17 protein-coding genes are annotated in these 16,972 nt (G+C 63.2%); 14 read left to right on the top strand and 3 right to left on the bottom strand.

Translation table 11 applies throughout. The features are described from left to right. The first annotated feature begins 4 nt into the window (after positions 1-4). The 3 genes from secB (at position 5) to trpS (ending at position 3,229) form a co-directional block, all read left to right on the top strand. Positions 5-511, top strand: a complete 507-nt coding sequence (gene secB, locus LL253_RS01800) for a protein-export chaperone SecB (RefSeq protein WP_009822540.1) — start codon at positions 5-7, stop codon at positions 509-511. Positions 512-630: 119 nt separating this feature from the next. After that, entirely contained in the window at positions 631-2,205 is a 1,575-nt protein-coding gene (gene murJ, locus LL253_RS01795; protein ID WP_228225963.1) for a murein biosynthesis integral membrane protein MurJ, read from the top strand. A gap of 19 nt (positions 2,206-2,224) precedes the next feature. Next, entirely contained in the window at positions 2,225-3,229 is a 1,005-nt protein-coding gene (gene trpS / locus LL253_RS01790) for a tryptophan--tRNA ligase (RefSeq protein WP_228225962.1), read from the top strand. Between the two features lie 22 nt (positions 3,230-3,251). On the opposite strand, the gene LL253_RS01785 is transcribed toward trpS, so the two are convergent. Beyond that, a complete protein-coding gene (locus LL253_RS01785) occupies positions 3,252-3,842 on the bottom strand; it encodes an energy transducer TonB (RefSeq protein ID WP_228225961.1) in 591 nt (196 codons plus the stop codon). A 197-nt stretch (positions 3,843-4,039) separates the two neighbouring features. On the opposite strand from LL253_RS01785, the gene LL253_RS01780 reads away from it, so the two are divergent. Next, the gene (locus LL253_RS01780) at positions 4,040-4,681 is read left to right on the top strand and encodes a DUF4136 domain-containing protein (RefSeq protein WP_037543007.1); all 642 of its coding nucleotides are present in this window, start codon (positions 4,040-4,042) and stop codon (positions 4,679-4,681) included. A 144-nt stretch (positions 4,682-4,825) separates the two neighbouring features. On the opposite strand, the gene LL253_RS01775 is transcribed toward LL253_RS01780, so the two are convergent. Beyond that, a complete protein-coding gene (locus tag LL253_RS01775) occupies positions 4,826-4,954 on the bottom strand; it encodes an entericidin A/B family lipoprotein (RefSeq protein ID WP_009822535.1) in 129 nt (42 codons plus the stop codon). A 337-nt stretch (positions 4,955-5,291) separates the two neighbouring features. Beyond that, entirely contained in the window at positions 5,292-6,257 is a 966-nt protein-coding gene (locus LL253_RS01770) for a cell wall hydrolase (protein WP_228225960.1), read from the bottom strand. Between the two features lie 195 nt (positions 6,258-6,452). On the opposite strand from LL253_RS01770, the gene LL253_RS01765 reads away from it, so the two are divergent. From LL253_RS01765 to mraY, 10 genes are all read left to right on the top strand, one after another. Further along, positions 6,453-7,448, top strand: coding sequence for a cysteine synthase A (locus tag LL253_RS01765; RefSeq protein ID WP_037543461.1), 996 nt, complete (start codon positions 6,453-6,455; stop codon positions 7,446-7,448). A gap of 44 nt (positions 7,449-7,492) precedes the next feature. Then, entirely contained in the window at positions 7,493-7,822 is a 330-nt protein-coding gene (locus LL253_RS01760) for a hypothetical protein (protein WP_050763043.1), read from the top strand. A gap of 73 nt (positions 7,823-7,895) precedes the next feature. Then, entirely contained in the window at positions 7,896-9,065 is a 1,170-nt protein-coding gene (locus LL253_RS01755; RefSeq protein WP_228225959.1) for a GldG family protein, read from the top strand. A 182-nt stretch (positions 9,066-9,247) separates the two neighbouring features. Beyond that, positions 9,248-9,745, top strand: a complete 498-nt coding sequence (locus LL253_RS01750) for a division/cell wall cluster transcriptional repressor MraZ (protein WP_228225958.1) — start codon at positions 9,248-9,250, stop codon at positions 9,743-9,745. Continuing rightward, positions 9,742-10,704, top strand: a complete 963-nt coding sequence (gene rsmH / locus LL253_RS01745) for a 16S rRNA (cytosine(1402)-N(4))-methyltransferase RsmH (RefSeq protein WP_228225957.1) — start codon at positions 9,742-9,744, stop codon at positions 10,702-10,704. The genes LL253_RS01750 and rsmH overlap by 4 nt, the downstream gene beginning before the upstream one ends. Further along, positions 10,701-11,351, top strand: a complete 651-nt coding sequence (locus LL253_RS01740; RefSeq protein ID WP_228225956.1) for a colicin transporter — start codon at positions 10,701-10,703, stop codon at positions 11,349-11,351. Before rsmH ends, LL253_RS01740 begins: the two co-directional genes overlap by 4 nt. Then, positions 11,351-13,054 carry a peptidoglycan D,D-transpeptidase FtsI family protein gene (locus LL253_RS01735; RefSeq protein ID WP_009822525.1) on the top strand — a complete coding sequence of 568 codons (1,704 nt, stop codon included), beginning with the start codon at positions 11,351-11,353 and terminating at the stop codon, positions 13,052-13,054. Before LL253_RS01740 ends, LL253_RS01735 begins: the two co-directional genes overlap by 1 nt. Further along, positions 13,054-14,508, top strand: a complete 1,455-nt coding sequence (locus LL253_RS01730) for a UDP-N-acetylmuramoyl-L-alanyl-D-glutamate--2,6-diaminopimelate ligase (protein WP_228225955.1) — start codon at positions 13,054-13,056, stop codon at positions 14,506-14,508. Before LL253_RS01735 ends, LL253_RS01730 begins: the two co-directional genes overlap by 1 nt. Then, positions 14,505-15,896 (top strand): UDP-N-acetylmuramoyl-tripeptide--D-alanyl-D-alanine ligase, encoded by a 1,392-nt coding sequence (locus LL253_RS01725; RefSeq protein ID WP_228225954.1) that lies wholly within the window; start codon positions 14,505-14,507, stop codon positions 15,894-15,896. Before LL253_RS01730 ends, LL253_RS01725 begins: the two co-directional genes overlap by 4 nt. Then, the gene (gene mraY / locus LL253_RS01720) at positions 15,896-16,969 is read left to right on the top strand and encodes a phospho-N-acetylmuramoyl-pentapeptide-transferase (protein ID WP_009822522.1); all 1,074 of its coding nucleotides are present in this window, start codon (positions 15,896-15,898) and stop codon (positions 16,967-16,969) included. The genes LL253_RS01725 and mraY overlap by 1 nt, the downstream gene beginning before the upstream one ends. Positions 16,970-16,972 lie beyond the last annotated feature (3 nt).

Below are 16,972 nucleotides of genomic sequence, written 5' to 3'. Positions count from 1 at the left end.
GGATATGGCCGACGAAGCCGACTTCAACAGCACCATCAACGTCCAGCCCAACGGCGCCGACACAGGGCCGCAGATCGCGCTCATCAGTCAATATGTGAAGGACCTGTCCTTCGAAAACCCTAACGCGCCGGCCGTGTATCAATGGCCGGACCAGCCGCAGATCGACGTTCAGTTCAACATCGGCGCCGACAAGGTGGGTGAGGAAGTGCTGGAAGTCTCGCTCAAGATCGAGGTGAAGGCGACCGCCCCGCAGGGCACGGCATTTGCCGTCGAACTGCTTTATGCGGCTATCTTCGGCATGCGCAATGTTCCCGAAGACCAGATTCAACCTTTCATGCTGGCCGAAGCACCGCGCCTCATCTTCCCCTTCGCGCGCCGCGTGTTGGCCGACGCCATTCGCGACGGCGGTTTCCCGCCGCTGCTGCTGGATCCGATCGATTTCGGTTCGCTCTATATGCAGCAGGCCCAGCAGATGCAGGCGACCGCGGGCGAGCCGGCCGGTCACGCCTGACCATCCGTCGATGAGCCTCGCTCCCGTTCGGGCTGAGCCGCTTGCAGTCCTGCCCCTGTCTGCCGCAGGCGGGGATGGGCGGGCGAAGGGGGCTTTCCGGCGGGACGGGGCGGCATGATATGAGGCTTGTCCGCGCTCTGGGATCGGTTGGCGGGCTGACGCTCGCCAGCCGGGTGCTCGCGTTGGTGCGCGATTCGCTGGCGGCGCGCTATGTCGGCGCTGGTTTCGCGTCCGATGCTTTCAATGGCGTCGCCTTTCGCCTGCCCAACATGTTTCGCGCGCTCTTTGCCGAAGGGGCTTTTTCGGCGGCCTTCATCCCGCTCTTCAACAAGAAGACCGCGGGGGAGGGGGGGCTCCCGGCGGGCTATGATTTTGCCGAGCGTGCGCTGGCCATCCTGCTGCCGGTGCTCATCCTCTTCACTCTGGTCCTGATAGCGGCGGCATGGCCGATCACATGGGCGTTGTCAGGCGGTTTTGCGCGGCAGAATCCGACTCCGGACCAGTTCGCCTATGCCGTGGCGCTGTCGCGGATCACCATTCCCTATCTGGCGCTGATATCGCTCGCTTCCCTGCTGGGCGGCATCCTCAATTCGCTAGACAAATTCTGGGTCAACGCGGCCGCGCCGATCCTCCTCAATCTCGCGATGATCGTCGGCTTATGGTTCTTCCACGGTGCCGATGAATATGAAACCGCGCGTGTGCAGGCCATCTCCGTGACGATCGGCGGTGCGCTGCAATTGCTGTGGCTAGTCCTTGCCTGCCGCCGGGCTGGCGTCACGATCCGGCTCAGGCGTCCGCGTTTCGACAGCGACGTGCGCGAATTGTTGCGCCGGGTCATCCCTGCGGCTGCGGGCGCGGGCGCATCGCAGATCAATCTGCTCATTTCCACCGCCTTGTCGGGTTGGCTGCTCGCCTCCGGATCGATCACCTATATCTATTATGCTGATCGGCTGAACCAACTGCCTTTGGGCCTGATCGGAATCGGCCTTGGCACTATCCTGCTGCCCACCATTTCACGCATGCTCTCGAACGGGCAGGACGCGCAGGCGATGGAGACACAGAATCGCGGCATCGAGCTGGCTCTGTTCCTGACCCTGCCGGCCACTGTCGCCTTCCTGGTCGTGGCGGAACCGATCGTGCGCGGCCTATTTCAATATGGCCGCTTCACCGCCGAAGATGCGATGCGGTGCGGATGGGCGCTGTCGGCCTTCTCGATCGGCCTGCCGAGCTATGTGCTGGTGAAGGTGCTGACGCCCGGCTATTATGCGCGCGGCGACACGAAGACGCCGGTGCGTTATGCCATGCTGTCGATCCTTATCAACATCGCGGGCAATCTGGCGATGATCCCGACGCTGGGCCATATCGGTCCGCCGCTCGCCACCGCGCTGTCCTCGACCGTCAATGTCGCCATGCTTTACACCACGCTGGTCAAGCGCGGGCATTTCGCCGCGGACGCGGGTTTGCGCCGGCGTATCCCGCGCCTTGCCCTGGCCGCGCTAATCATGGGCGCGGCGCTGTGGGCGGGGGAGGACCTGCTCGACCCATGGCTGACCGGCACGATGTTCCAACGTTACCTCGCACTGGCGCTGCTGGTTGGCGCGGGCGTGGCGCTTTACGGGCTGGCGTCCTTCGTTACAGGGGCCTATCGGCTGTCCGACATCAAGGCGCTGATGCGCCGTAAAAACGCAAACTGAAGACAAGAACGGATCAACAATGCGCGTCCTTTCCGGTATCCAGCCCACCGGCAATCTGCATCTTGGCAATTATCTTGGCGCGATCCGCAACTGGGTGCGGATGCAGGATGAGATGGACAGTGAGAGCCAGTGCTTCTTTTTCCTGGCCGACATGCATTCCATCACCGTCCATGAAGGGCGGGAGGCGCGCATCCGCAATGTTCGCGACATGGCCGCCGCCCTGGTCGCGGCTGGCATTGATCCGGATCGGTCCGTCCTGTTCAACCAGGCGCGCGTGCCGGCCCATGCCGAGCTGTGCTGGTTGCTGAACGGCACAGCCCGGATCGGCTGGCTGAACCGCATGACTCAGTTCAAGGACAAGGTCGGCAAGGATCGCGAGGGTGCCTCAATCGGCCTTTTCGTCTATCCCGTGCTCCAGGCGGCCGATATCCTGCTCTACAATGCGACACATGTCCCGGTGGGCGAGGACCAAAAACAGCATCTGGAGCTGGCGCGCGACATCGCGACCAAGTTCAATACCGATTTCGGCATCGACCTTTTCACCATGCCCGCGCCGATCATCCCCAAGGAATCGGCGCGGATCATGTCGCTGCGCGATGGCAGCGCGAAAATGTCCAAGTCCGACCCGTCTGACATGAGCCGGATCAACCTGACCGACGACGACGATGCCATCATGCAGAAGGTGAAGAAGGCAAAGACTGATCCCGAACCGCTGCCCGAAATGGCGGAGGGTCTCGCGGGCCGCCCGGAAGCAAACAATCTGGTCGGCATATTCGCGACGCTGACCGGCAGGACGCCCGATGCTGTCTGCGCCGACTTTGCCGGCAAGGGTTTTGGCGCCTTCAAGCCCGCGCTGGGCGAAGTGCTGGTTGAAACGCTACGCCCGATCCGCGAGCGCTTTCTGGAGTTGCGCACGGACGATGCCGCGCTCGACGCGATATTGGACAAGGGCGCGATGCGGGCGGCCGCGGCGGCCGAGCCAACCCTGCGCGCCGCCTATGACGCAATGGGCTTGATGCGTTGAGAAGATTAGGAAGAGGCGGCCCTCAGTCGCCTTCTTCGACCCTTTCAAATTTCGTTGTGATGCGCATTTTCTGCCGGATAGGATTGCCTGATGCGTCCTTCTGAATCGGAAAACGCTTACCCATTATCGGCAGGCAACTTGACTGGTCGGGCGCTATATTTCCGTCGATCATCGTGCGGCAGTCGGACGGGGTTCCGTCCGGATTGATTGTGAACGTCGTCTCCGAGGTGCTGGGAGATGAGAATAGAGCTGAGGTGTCGGGCAAACGCCAGTTGATCCGTGCTGTGAAGGTGCCGCTGACGGCGCTTCCGCTGGCATCCTTGGCCGGACTGAAGCGAGCACGCTCCATCGCCTTCGCACAGGCCGTTTCGTCCAATATGGCCGCGCCGCTGCTGGATGTTGTCTTGCAATTCGTGGGTATGCCGTCGCGATCGATGTCCAATCGAAAACTTGTAGCCCCCTCGATTTCCTGACGCATCGCCTCCATCGGATAATCGTCGCTGGTCACCCAGGTTCCGGGGTTGCCCACGGGCGTTGCCGGCTGTGCTGGCTCGGAGGCGCTGGCTGCCACCGGAATGGCAAGCGAAGCGAACATGCAGAAGAAACGGATCATCGGTCATCCTTGCCGTAAGCTCCAGATATTTGCCAGTGCGATGACGGGTTTACGCCTCCCTTGCCGTCCAAAGCGATGAGAACATGGTTTGCGCCCATTCGGTCTCTTCAAGCGTTCAAACGATGTTCAGTTGCCTTTTGCTAATGCAGGGCGCAAGAATGAACCCAGGCTTCGTGCCTGTCACAGGACGCAGAAAAATGACCCGTATCAAGAAGTTCGGTCTGTTCGCGGCGCCCGCGCTGGCGCTGGTGGCGCTGTCGGGCTGCGCCACATCGTTCAAGGCCGATGTCGCCCGTTTCCAGCAATTGCCCGCGCCTGCTGGGCAGAGTTTCACGATTGTCGCTGATGATCCAAGACTCGCCGGTGGCCTGGAATTTGCACATTATGCCGACCTGGTCGGGCAGCGAATGGCGCAAACCGGCTATGTGCGCGCTAATGACCCCGCGAGCGCCGATCTCATCGTCCGCGTCGCTTATGATGTCGACAATGGTCGGGAAAAGGTGCGATCGACGGGCTTTGGCGATCCCTTTTACGGTGGATGGGGCTGGCGTGGCCGCTGGGGCCGTCCTTGGGGCTATGGCTTCTATGACCCATGGCTGTTCGGACCGCGCGGCTATACCGACGTGTCGAGTTACACAGTCTATACCAGCGATCTGAAGCTCAAGATTGATCGCGCGGCCGATAATCGCCGCCTGTTCGAAGGAACAGCTAGTGCACAGTCGCTTTCGAATAAGCTGACCTATCTTGTGCCCAATCTGATCGATGCGATGTTCACCAATTTTCCCGGGCAGAATGGTGAGAATGTGAAGATCACATTGCCGCCCGAGGGACGGGGCTGACCCATCGCTCACAACTAAAAAAACCCGGCATTCCCAAGGGAGCGCCGGGTTTTTTGTGTTTGCGCATGCCCCGAAAAAAAAAGGGGGCCCGCCGTCTGCCCGGCGAGCCCATGCTAGGGAGGGGGCAATCAGGTTGCGAAGACTTTAATCAGCGGCATCTTCCACGGCCTTACCGGCGCTCTGCACGTCGCGGCCTGCGCCTTCGACGGTGTTGCACGCAGCGACCATCAGCGAACCGGTGAGCAGCAAGGCGGTAATGATTTTCTTCGCCATCGAAAAATCTCCTCAAAAAACGGTTGCCGCCTGATCGTTCAGGGCGGCGACGATGGGAAAAACCCGTAGTCCGAAAATCCGTTCCGGGGGCCAAACAATAAAGATTTCAGGCGGAACGACGGCTCAGAAAAGTAGAGCCCGGAACGCGTCGGGGGGAGAAACGTTCCGGGCTCATATTTTGTGGATAGCAAGAGCGGGGGGCAAAAGATTTGCTATCCGGAATACAGAACCATCAAAAATGCCATTCGGTTCCCGCGCTTTATCGCAGCAGGCAATTTTTATTTCCGCGACAATTCAAGCGGCTGAATGGTGGCTTGAGCCTTAACCTTAAAAAAGATCAGATAAGCGGGCGGCCGCTGTTGCGATATTCAGGCCTGACGGTCGATTGCGGCAACCTATCGTTGGCTGACGTGGCGCTCTGCGCCGCGTGCGGCGGCCAGGACGGCGTGTCGGGAGGCGCGACGGCGCCTGTTGCCAAGGGCACAGATATCCCCTGCATCTCGGCACCCGTGACCGGCTTTGCAGCCCAACTCGTGCGCGCCGGGCCAGATATCAGTTCGCGACCGGCATAAGGGACATTGAAGGCTGCGACCGTGCCGTTGAATCCGGGATTGCGATAGAAAATATGCGCGCCCACGACCGCGACCGCCTGCAAGGATGCCGACCAATCCGGTCGCACCGCCAGCGTATGATAATGGGTGGCAAGGCCCACAGGCGCGTAAACCGCGCCGGCGAGCGCCTCCTGCGCGATGCGGCGCGCGCGGGCCCAGGCAATCGCGACCGGCGCCCGCATCATGGACCCATCGCAACTGAAGGTGAACTGGCACTTGGCGTCGACGCGCTCGGACCCCTGATAGACGACGCCGCATACGCTGTCGGGCCACAAACGGCTGCGCACGCGGTTCAAGACGACCTGCGCGACGGCACGCTGGCCCTCCTCGGGTTCGTTGCCCGCCTCATAATAAATCGCGTTGGTGAGGCAATTGGCTGCCCGATATCCGTCCACAGCCGTAAGACCGCGAAAGACGGCGGCCGGGGCCGCCTTGACCGCATCGAGGCCCAGCACGTGCTTGCTTTGCACGATCTCGACCCCGGGTACCGGATCGAACGCGCCCTCGGCATAGAAAAAGGCGGAGCCGGGGAAATTGTCGCTAGGCTGTTCGGCCGGATCGACGGGCGCAGCGCTGCCCTCCAATAGGTCGAGCGGAGCGGCCGTGATCAGGTGCGGAGCAACCAGCGCGCATAGCGCCAGCAGCGCCATGCCGCCCTTCGCCTTTCTGCCCACTGCCCGCATGTTGTTCATTCCTCAACGCGCGTCTGATGCCGCGACGACGCGCCCATACGCGAAATCGCCGCGCTTGGCTTCCACCATTTTGGCGCGTGCCGTAATGAGACGGGGCGCGATGGAGACGTTAACAGCGCGGCAAAACCCGACCTTTGTCGCGCGCATCATTCGCTTGCTTGGCAAAGTCGCGCAGGCTCCGCTATGCGTGGCGCCATGCTGCTTTCCCCCAACAGTCTCGCGCTGATCGGCAACACGCCGCTCGTGCGCCTTGCCGGCCCTTCTGAAGAAACGGGCTGCGATATTTTCGCCAAATGCGAATTTGCCAATCCGGGCGCCTCGGTCAAGGACCGGGCGGCGCTGTTCATCGTCAATGATGCCGAGGAAAAAGGGCTGCTGAAACCCGGCGGCACGATCGTCGAGGGGACGGCGGGCAACACCGGCATCGGCCTTGCGCTCGTGGCGAATGCGAAAGGCTACAAAACGATCATCGTCATGCCTGAAACGCAGAGCCGGGAGAAGATGGACACGCTGCGCGCATTGGGCGCGGACCTGGTGACGGTGCCGGCCGCGCCCTATTCGAACCCTGGCCATTTCGTCCACACCTCGCGCCGGATCGCGGAAGAGACCAACAATGCGATATGGGCAAACCAGTTCGATAATATCGCCAATCGCAAGGCGCATATCGTTGGAACGGCCGAAGAAATCTGGGCGCAGATGGACGGCCGGGTCGACGGCTTCACTTGCGCGGCGGGCACGGGCGGCACGATTGCTGGCGTTGGCCTCGGGTTGAAGGCGCGGGATGAGACTATCACCATCGCGCTCAGCGACCCCCATGGTGCGGCACTATATAATTATTATGCCCATGGTGAGCTAAAGGCGGAAGGGTCGTCGGTCGCCGAAGGCATCGGACAAGGGCGCATCACCGCCAATCTGGATGGTGCGCCGATCGACACGCAATTTCGCATCTCGGATGAGGACGGGCTCTATTGGGTTCGACGCTTGCTTAGCGAGGAAGGCCTGTGTCTGGGCTTGTCGTCCGGCATTAACGTGGCCGGCGCAGTGGCCCTGGCAAGGGAATTGGGGCCGGGAAAGCGCGTCGTTACCATATTGTGCGACACCGGCTTCCGCTATCTGTCGACGCTTTATAACCGCCAGTGGCTGGAATCGAAGGGCTTGACGGTCTTCCCCTGGCTCGCGCACACTGCATGATCGCCGACACGGGTCGCGGCGATGACGGGAACAAGAGCGCGAACATGGCCGATACGCCCCGCCGCCAGGAAGGGTTGCAGCGTGTCCAGATCGGACTGACCGGCCTGGCAGGTGTCGTGCTGCTTGTCGGACTGGCCAACATCGTCATCGAAAAGGCGCGGGTCGACGATGCTGCCCTGGCGCCGCCCACCGTGCCAACGCTGGAAACCAACGCAGTCGCGCCCAAGGAGCCGCTTGCCGAACTGGGGGTTCAGCCTGCTGCGGAGCAGGCTCCGATCGTTCCGGACCTCCAGCCCGATCCCAATCTGAAAAAGCCAATGGATCAGGATCCTGCGCAGCCGCTCAATTCGGACTCCGACGGTCAGCCCAACTGATCCCATGCCCGGCGGCAGCGCAGGTCGTGCCATGGCGAGGGCGAAGGCGTTTCTTGGGCTATGGCTGCCTGCTATGGCCGTCCTGTTGGCAGGATTGTGGCGCGCGTGGCAGACCGGGCAAGCCGATCCGTGGGACTGGAGCATTGCTGTCGCCGGATTGATGGCGCTGATCGGCTTTCTGTTGGCGAATCGCACTATCGTCATGCTGATCTGGATCGCGCTTGGCGTCGTCGCGCCTGTGCTCGTCTTTTGTGCGATGGCCTCAGGACAGCTGCGGCTGTTGCCGAGCTTGGGTCTGGCGCTCACGGCGCTGTTGCCCCTCGTCGCTGCCGCCTGGTTGCGCCACCCGCCCATATTGCGAGGGCGCATGGCGGCCATGGGGATGATCGTTGCTGCAGGGGCAATTCTCTATTTCGGCCCCGCATCATCCCTGGCCGCTGCCGATGCCCGTCCAAAGCTTGCCGTGCTTACAGGGTTGCCTCTGTTCTGGGACGAAATGGGCCCGGCTGGGACAGGCCCGCGCGATGCGCCCATCATCACTGTCCTTCGTACGCGCTTTACGGTTCTGCCGCTGGATGATCCGCGCGACTTGCCCGGGACGGGCGCACGGCGTCTTTTGATCGCGCAGCCGCGCGCGCTTGCGCCTGAGCAGCTTGTCGCCATCGATACATGGGTGCGGGCCGGCGGCACGGCTCTGGTTCTTGCCGATCCCCTGCTTCGCTGGCCGTCCGACCTGGCGCTGGGGGATCGCCGCCGGGCACCAACTTCAAGCTTGCTTCAGCCCTTGCTGACCCATTGGGGCGTTGCGCCAGACCGGTTTGAATCGCGGGAAGTTCGCCAATTCCTGGCCGATGGCCGGCTTCTTACGCTCTCGGGCGCATGGCTGTCGCATGGCCGGACGATGACGGCGCGGACGATTGGGCGCGGGACATTGTTATTGATAGGAGATGCCGACCTGATCGACGATCGGCTCTGGCTTGCCGACCCGGCGCAACCGCTCAATCCGCGGTCATGGATCGCCGATACGCCGGCAGCTTTGCTCCTTTGGCTCGGCGCTGCCGCTCCGGCGCCGCGGCCATGGATGCGCACGCCTGCAGATGTGATGCTCGCGCTGCGATGGGCGATTCTGGTTGGGACGAGCTGGGCGATGGTGGGTGGGGCATTGCTCTGGGCTCGATTTACGGATAGAGATGAAGAACAAAAGGTGAAAACCAGCAAAGGAACGCGAGGAAAATCAGTCTGACCCACTTTTGACCAGCTTTTCCCATCACCTCCCGACTTTTCCCTTTTCAGTCGGCTCTATGCTTGGTAGGAAAACCAGCATTGGGGTTCGTCAGGCTTTGTGCAGTCCTATGTGTCGGATTGTCGGTTCGCGATTCCGGCAAAGGGCGGCCTGCGTCCCGGTGAAAAGGGGCCATTTTCAGGGTGTCGGACGTCATTCTCTATTCGGGCAACGCGTTCAGCGTCGCGGACGGCAAAGGCCGTTTCGTGCTGCCCCTGGAGATGCGCAAGCTGGTGGCCCAGGCCAGCGGCGGCCAGAATCGTCTGTGCCTGTCCGTTCATTTCGACAATGGCTGTGCAACCGGCTTTGGCCTGTCCCACAAGCAGTTCCTGTTCGATGAGGTCGAGAAGCTGGAGCGTCAGGCCTATGAGGCTGGCCGCGATTTCAATGCCGACCTGGAGCGCGAAAACCGACTCGGCACGATCGAGGACGTGAATTTCGACGATGGCGGCCGATTCTTCCTGCACCCCGATATCAAGGAAGAGGCCGGCATCACGGACGCGGTGTTTTTCTACGGCGTGGGTCGCTATTTCCAGATCTGGAAGCCTGAAGCCCTTGTCGAAAGTCCCGATCGTCCGGCGCTGATCCGCAACAAGGTCCGTCGCTGGGTGGACCAGCGCGCGGCCGGAGGCGGCAAGTGAGCGCCGCGCCTCATATCCCCGTGCTGCTCGACGAGGTGTTGGACGCCTTGGCGATTGCGCCGGGTGAAATTCATGTCGACGGCACCTTCGGCGCGGGTGGCTATAGCAGCGCCATGGCCCAGGCCGGCGCGCGCGTCTTCGCCTTCGATCGCGACCCCGACGCGATCCGCGAAGGAGAGGCCGTGGCCGAAGCGAACGGCATCACGCTTATCCCCGGCGAGTTTTCACGGATGGCGCAACTCCTCGCGGAGCGAGGCGTCGATCGCGTGGCGGGCGTCACGCTCGACATTGGTGTGTCCTCGATGCAGCTTGATCGGCCCGAGCGCGGTTTTTCGTTTCAGTCCGATGGCCCGCTGGACATGACGATGAGTCAGGGCGGCATGAGCGCTGCCGATTTCCTCAACTCCGCCCCGGAGGAGGATATCGCGGACGTCATCTATCGTTATGGCGAAGAACCTCGGTCGCGGCGCGTTGCACGCGCTATCGTGGATGCACGTCCGCTGGAGCGCACCGCGCAACTGGCGGCGGTCGTTCGCAAGGCGCTGGGATACAAGCCGCATGACAAAAAGGACCCGGCCACCCGCACGTTCCAGGCGATCCGCATCCATGTGAATCGCGAACTTGAAGAGTTGGAGCGCGGGCTCGAGGCGGCCGAAGCGCTGCTGGAAGAGGGCGGGCGCCTTGCCATCGTGACCTTCCACAGTCTTGAGGACCGCATCGTCAAGCAGTTCCTGCGCAATCGCAGCGGCGGTGAGGGCGGGGGCTCGCGGCATCTGCCTGAACGCACGGCCGGGCCGCAGCCTACCTTCGCCAGGCCCGCCAAGGCAGTGCGCGCCGGCGACGCAGAATTGGCGCGCAACCCCCGCGCCCGCTCTGCCACCCTGCGCAGCGCGGTTCGCACCGCAGCACCGTCGCGGCTTTCGCTTGCCCCCTCGTTGCCCCGGAGTAGCCGTGCATGATCGCCGTCAAGAGATTGCAAAGCTTGATCTGGGTGATCCTCGTCGCGCTGGGCGCCCTGGGCGCCTATATGGTTTCTCTCAAGGTCGCGACCGAGCGGAACGAGTTGATGCGCGTGCGATCGCAGATCGCCGCGACGAAGGCCGATATTCGCTATCTGGAAACGGAATTCAGCGCGCGCGCCTCCATGCGTCAGCTGGAAAGCTGGAACCAGCATGACTTCCTCTACGCGACGCCGACCGCGCAGCAATATCTGGAGGGCGAGCGGGCGCTGGCGCAGCTGGACGGCGTGCAGCCCAACGGGCCGGACTATGTCGCACCGCCCGTGATGGTGGCGATGGTCGAAACGCCCGCCGATCTTCCCTCCGCGCCGCAAAAGGCGCCGGAAAGTCCAGCGGCGACCCAGATTCGCAGCGACATTGCGATTATTCGCGAAGCCCACGCCGCCGATAATGTCGACAAGCTGCCCAAGCCTGCGCCCAAGCCACCAGTCGTTCAGGCCAAGGCGGACGCTGATGTGTCGAAGCCCAATCCGATCGCGCGCAAGGCGGAGCGGATGGCGATGCTCGACGCAAAGTTGCTGGACGACAGCACATTGGGCGATCTGACCGCGCGGGCTGACCGCGAAAAACGCAACGGCGCGCGCTGATGGCCACGATCATCGTCCAGCCCGGTGGCCCGCGCGCCGGGCGGCAGAGGGTCAACCTCACCGCCATGGCGCACAACCGGTTGATGCTCCTGCTCATCCTGTTTCTTGCTATCACAGCGATTCTGATCGGCCGGCTCTTTTGGGTCGGCGTTTTTGCGCATGGGACGGGCGGCGATGGGCCGCTGGGACCCTTCGTTCCCGCGCGCGCCGATATCGTCGATCGCAATGGCGTGCCGCTGGCGCGCACTATGGACGCCTACTCCGTATCGGTGCGCCCATCGAAGCTGATCGGCGAACCCGCCGAACTCGCCCGCAAATTACACGAAATCTTTCCCGACGAAGCCGAGGCGACCTTTTACAAGAAGCTGACCGGCAAGGGCTGGGCCTATCTGCGTCGCCGTGCTCTTCCCGAGCAGGTGGCGGCGGTCAACGCGCTGGGCGAGATCGGGATCGAATTTCCGCGCGAGAAGGAACGTCTTTATCCGCAGCGCACGCTGGCTGCCCACGTCCTGGGTTTTGCCCCCAACAGCAAAGGTGTGGGCGGCATGGGTGCGGAGGCTGCCTTCAACGACCGGTTGATCGACCCTGCGCTGCGGGGCAAGCCCTTTGCCCTTTCCATCGACAGCCGGGTTCAGGGCGCGCTTGAAAGCGAGCTTTACACCCAATTGGTGCAGACCCGCGCCAAGGGGGCGGGGGGAATCATCCTGGACGTCAATACCGGCGAAGTCATCGCGATGGCGTCGATCCCGGTCTTCGATCCCAACAAGCTTCAGAATTATGCTGGCAAGCGCTGTTCGGAATCGCCGCTCTGCAACCATATGGTGCAGGCGCGCTACGAACTGGGTTCTGCATTCAAGCCGCTCTCCATCGCCGCCGCTATGGACGCAGGCGTCGTTACGTCGATGAGCAAGCGCTATGACGCGACCGCGCCGCTCGCCGTTGCCGGGTTCCGGATCAAGGATGACCATTCGCTTGGCCGCTGGATCAACGTGCCTGAAATTCTGGTGCACAGCTCGAACATCGGCACCGCGCGGATCGCGGATGAGATGGGTGCGGAGCCACTTCAGAAACTGTTCCGCAGCCTCGACTTCGATCAGCGCGCGCCGATCGAATTCAACGAACGCGCAGGTGGGCTCTGGCCTTCCAGCTGGGGCCGCATCACGAGCATGACGGTGTCCTATGGCCACGGTATCGCCGTGACGCCGCTTCATCTCGCCACCGCCTATGCAGCGCTGGTCAATGGCGGCATGTGGCGCCCCGCCACCGTGCGCAAGCTGCGCCCGCAGGACGTGCCGCAGGGCCGCCGCGTCTTTTCCGCCGCAACCAGCGCCCGGATGCGGCAACTGTTGCGGATGATCGTGTCAGCAGGTACGGGGCGAAGCGCCGACGCCAAGGGATTCCGGGTGGGCGGCAAGACGGGTTCGGCCGAAAAGCCCCAGGAAGGCCGCTATAACAAGACTTCGCTGGTGACGACTTTCGCTTCTGCTTTCCCGATGGACAATCCCCGTTATGTCGTCGTCGCCATCATGGATGAGGCGACGGGCCAGTTCGGCCTGCGCACCGCCGCCTGGACCGCCGCGCCCGTGGTAAAGCGGGTGATCGAGCGAACGGGGCCAATGCTGGGAATCATGCCGGACGAGCGGCGCGACGTCGATATTTCCGATCTGATGCCGCTGCTGCACGGCGAGAAGGAGAAAGAATAATGCGCCTCGGGTCGCTAATCGAGGAGCTGGATGCCGAGGTCGCCAAAGCGGTAAGCGCCGCTGGCGGCCTCGACACGTCCGTCACGGGTTTTGCCATCGACAATCGCAAGGTCGCGCCGGGCACCGTTTTCGGCGCCTTTCAGGGTCTGCGCGTCAACGGCGAAGACTATATTCCCGAAGCGGTGCGGGCCGGTGCCATTGCTATCGTTGCCCGTCCTGAAGCTCAAGTGGATGGAGCGATCCACATCGCCGCCGTCAATCCGCGCCAGCTTTTCGCGCAGCTTGCCGCGCGTTTCTTTGCGCCGTTCCCTGATGTGACGGTCGCCGTCACCGGCACCAACGGAAAGACCAGCACGGTCGAACTTGCGCGTCAGATCTGGCGCATGCTCGGCCATAATGCAGCCTCGATCGGGACGTTGGGCGTCACCACCGCGGTCGATCAGGTGTCGACCGGCCTCACCACGCCCGATATCGTCACCTTCCTCGCCAATATGGCAGGCCTGCGCCGCGAAGGCATTACCCATGCCGCGTTCGAGGCGTCGAGCCATGGTCTCGACCAGTATCGCACCGAGGGCCTGCCGGTTGTGGCCGGCGCCTTCACCAATCTGTCGCGCGACCATCTCGATTATCATGGCGACATGGACAGCTATTTCGACGCCAAGATGCGGCTGTTCGACGAAGTCGTCGCGCCGGACGGTAGTGCTGTCATCTGGGCGGACGACAGCTTGTCGGAAAAGGCGATCGCGCGGGCTACGAAGCGGGGGCTTCGTGTGCTGAGCGTCGGGGTGCAGGGGCGGGCTTTGCAGCTTGCCAACCGCACTCCGACCCAGTTGGGCCAGACACTGGAGATCGAGGCGGAGGGAACACGCTACAAGGTGAATCTTCCGCTGATTGGCGCTTATCAGGCCGCCAATGCTCTGACCGCCGCGGGTCTCGTCATCGCGACGGGCGGCGATGCCGCCCGGGTTATGGAATTGCTTGGCCGGGTGCAGCCCGTGCGCGGCCGGCTGGAACGCGCCGTCATCAGCCAGACGGGCGCCCCTGTCTATGTCGACTATGCGCACACGCCCGATGGCCTGCGCGCTGCGATCGAAGCGCTGCGTCCGCATACAAAAGGCCGGCTCATCACCCTGTTCGGCGCGGGCGGTGATCGCGATGCGGGCAAGCGGCCGCAAATGGGAAAGGTCGCGGCGGACCTGTCCGATCATGTGATCGTGACCGACGACAATCCCCGGTCCGAAGAACCCAGCGCCATTCGCGCCGCCGTGCTAGCGGGCGCACCCGACGCGCAGGAAATTGGCGGCCGACGTGACGCCATCGCCGCCGCCATCGCGCAGGCGGGCGCGGACGACATCGTCCTGCTAGCCGGCAAGGGCCATGAGCAGGGCCAGATTATCGGCGACCGCGTCCTGCCGTTCGATGACGTCACCGTCGCGCGGGAGTGTGCGGGGTGAACGACCTTTGGACCTCTGCTGAAATCGCTGAAGCCACAGGCGGCGCCGCGTCGGCGCCGTTCGCCGTTTCTGGCGTTGCGTTCGACAGCCGCGAAGTGAAACCGGGCGACGTGTTCGTCGCGATGAAGGGGGAGGCGACCGACGGCCATCGCTTCGTCGATCAGGCGTTCGCGCAAGGGGCGGCGGGCGCGATCGTCAGCGACGCGGTCGATCATCCCCATATTCGCGTGACCGACAGCGCGGCCGCGCTCCAGGCGCTGGGCATCGCGTCGCGCCGGCGCATGGGCGGCAAGGTCATCGGCGTCACCGGATCGGTCGGCAAGACCGGCACGAAGGAGGCGCTGTATCTGGCGCTGGATCGCGCCGCGCCGGGGCAGGCGCATCGGTCGGTCAAAAGCTATAATAATCATGTCGGCGTGCCGCTCAGCCTGGCGCGCATGCCACGCGACAGCGCCTATGGCATTTTCGAAATGGGCATGAACCATGCCGGCGAATTGTCCGCGCTGACTCGGCAGGTACGGCCCCATGCCGCGATCGTCACGGCGATCGCGCCTGCCCATATCGAATTTTTCGGGACCGAGGCGAAGATTGCTGAGGCCAAGGCGGAGATTTTCGAGGGGCTGGAGCCGGGCGGCGCCGCGATCATTCCCTATGACAGCCCGCATGTCGCGACGCTCTATAACAAGGCGGAGCGCCACGCGGCGCGCATCCTGACTTTCGGCATGAGCGCGGAGGCTGATGTCCACGCGCTCGAAACCGTGCCAGCACCAAATGGCGGCACATTGGTGACAGCGCGGCTGCCCGATGCGGAACTTTGCTTCACTGTCGCGGCGCCGGGCGATCATTGGGTGTCCAATGCGCTTGCCGTGCTGGCGGCGGTCGAGGCGGTGGGCGGCGATCTGGCGGCGGCCGGGCTTGCGCTCGCCGAGATGCCGGGGCTGCCGGGCCGGGGGGAGCGCCGCATCCTGCCGGTCGCGGGTGGCGAAGCCTTGCTGATCGACGAAAGCTATAACGCCAATCCGCTTTCCATGGCCGCGACATTGAAGCAGCTTGGCCGTGAACATGCCGACCGCCGGATCGCGGTGCTGGGTGGCATGCGCGAACTGGGCAGCGCGAGCGCTGATCTTCATGCCGGGCTGGCCAAGCCTCTGGCCGATGGCGCAATCGATTTCGCGGTGCTGGTTGGCGCTGAAATGGCGCCGCTGGCCGACGCACTCGAAGGCACCATGGCCTATGCGCATGTGCCCGACGCCGCGAGCGCCATCCCCCTCATCGAAAAAGAAATGCGCGCGGGCGACGCGATATTGGTCAAAGGGTCCAATGGCATCGGGCTGTCGCGCCTGGTCGCCGCCCTGGGTCAGGCCGCCCGCGACGGAGAAACGAACTGATGCTGTACTGGCTGGCCCAGACCCTAGATTTCGCGGGCGTGTTCAACCTCATCCGCTATCTCTCCTTCCGTGCGGGCGCGGCGATTGCGACCGCGCTTGTCATCGGACTGGTGATCGGCCCCAAATTCATCGGCTGGCTGCGCGTCCGCCAGGGCAAGGGACAGCCGATCCGCGACGACGGGCCGCAGACGCACCTCGCCAAGCGGGGGACGCCGACCATGGGCGGCCTCATGATCCTGACCTCCATGGTGGCGTCTGTGCTGCTGTGGATGGATCTGTCGTCCATCTATGTCTGGGCCTGCCTGTTCGTGACGCTGGGTTTTGGCGCGATCGGTTTTCTGGACGATTATGACAAGGTGACGAAGGCCAGCCACAAGGGGCTGTCGGGCAAGATGCGCCTGATCTTCGAATTCCTTATCGCGGGCGTCGCGGCTTGGATGATCGTCAACCAGCACGGCAATACCGCGCTCTATGTGCCTTTCTACAATGGCCCCGCGATCGAGCTTGGTCCTTTCTATTTCTGCTTTGCCGCCTTCGTCATTGTGGCGTTCGGCAATGCGGTGAACCTGACCGATGGCCTGGATGGCCTGGCGACGATGCCGGTCATCATCGCGTGCCTGGCCTTCCTGTTGATCGTCTATCTGGTCGGCCGCGCGGACTTCGCCGAATATCTGGGCATCCCCCATGTTCCGGGTGCGGGCAACCTTACCATCCTGTGCGGCGCGATCATCGGCGCGGGCCTCGCCTTCCTCTGGTTCAACGCGCCACCGGCCGCCGTATTCATGGGCGACACCGGCAGCCTGGCGCTGGGCGGCACGATCGGCGTGATCGCTGTCACCGCACATCATGAAATCGTGCTCGGCATCATCGGCGGGCTGTTCGTCGTGGAAGCGCTTAGCGTCATCATCCAGGTCTTCTTCTACAAGCGCACCGGAAAGCGCATTTTTCGCATGGCGCCGATCCACCATCATTTCGAGCAACTGGGCTGGGCAGAGCCGACCGTGGTGATCCGCTTCTGGATCATCGCCTTCGTGCTGGCGCTCGCCGGCCTCGCCACCCTGAAGCTGCGGTAAGCG

This window comes from Sphingobium soli (genome assembly GCF_020782245.1).
GTDB classification, from domain to species: domain Bacteria; phylum Pseudomonadota; class Alphaproteobacteria; order Sphingomonadales; family Sphingomonadaceae; genus Sphingobium; species Sphingobium soli.
Note: the sequence above shows the minus strand (reverse complement) of the source record. Positions and strands in the feature narration are given on the sequence as shown.

What these genes read in the sequence shown, in the direction of transcription:
- secB (WP_009822540.1), top strand. Translation starts at nt 5, where the DNA reads ATGGCCGACGAAGCCGACTTCAACAGCACCATCAACGTCCAGCCCAAC.
- murJ (WP_228225963.1), top strand. Translation starts at nt 631, where the DNA reads ATGAGGCTTGTCCGCGCTCTGGGATCGGTTGGCGGGCTGACGCTCGCC.
- trpS (WP_228225962.1), top strand. Translation starts at nt 2,225, where the DNA reads ATGCGCGTCCTTTCCGGTATCCAGCCCACCGGCAATCTGCATCTTGGC.
- LL253_RS01785 (WP_228225961.1), bottom strand. Translation starts at nt 3,842, where the DNA reads ATGATCCGTTTCTTCTGCATGTTCGCTTCGCTTGCCATTCCGGTGGCA.
- LL253_RS01780 (WP_037543007.1), top strand. Translation starts at nt 4,040, where the DNA reads ATGACCCGTATCAAGAAGTTCGGTCTGTTCGCGGCGCCCGCGCTGGCG.
- LL253_RS01775 (WP_009822535.1), bottom strand. Translation starts at nt 4,954, where the DNA reads ATGGCGAAGAAAATCATTACCGCCTTGCTGCTCACCGGTTCGCTGATG.
- LL253_RS01770 (WP_228225960.1), bottom strand. Translation starts at nt 6,257, where the DNA reads ATGAACAACATGCGGGCAGTGGGCAGAAAGGCGAAGGGCGGCATGGCG.
- LL253_RS01765 (WP_037543461.1), top strand. Translation starts at nt 6,453, where the DNA reads ATGCTGCTTTCCCCCAACAGTCTCGCGCTGATCGGCAACACGCCGCTC.
- LL253_RS01760 (WP_050763043.1), top strand. Translation starts at nt 7,493, where the DNA reads ATGGCCGATACGCCCCGCCGCCAGGAAGGGTTGCAGCGTGTCCAGATC.
- LL253_RS01755 (WP_228225959.1), top strand. Translation starts at nt 7,896, where the DNA reads ATGGCCGTCCTGTTGGCAGGATTGTGGCGCGCGTGGCAGACCGGGCAA.
- LL253_RS01740 (WP_228225956.1), top strand. Translation starts at nt 10,701, where the DNA reads ATGATCGCCGTCAAGAGATTGCAAAGCTTGATCTGGGTGATCCTCGTC.
- LL253_RS01735 (WP_009822525.1), top strand. Translation starts at nt 11,351, where the DNA reads ATGGCCACGATCATCGTCCAGCCCGGTGGCCCGCGCGCCGGGCGGCAG.
- LL253_RS01730 (WP_228225955.1), top strand. Translation starts at nt 13,054, where the DNA reads ATGCGCCTCGGGTCGCTAATCGAGGAGCTGGATGCCGAGGTCGCCAAA.
- mraY (WP_009822522.1), top strand. Translation starts at nt 15,896, where the DNA reads ATGCTGTACTGGCTGGCCCAGACCCTAGATTTCGCGGGCGTGTTCAAC.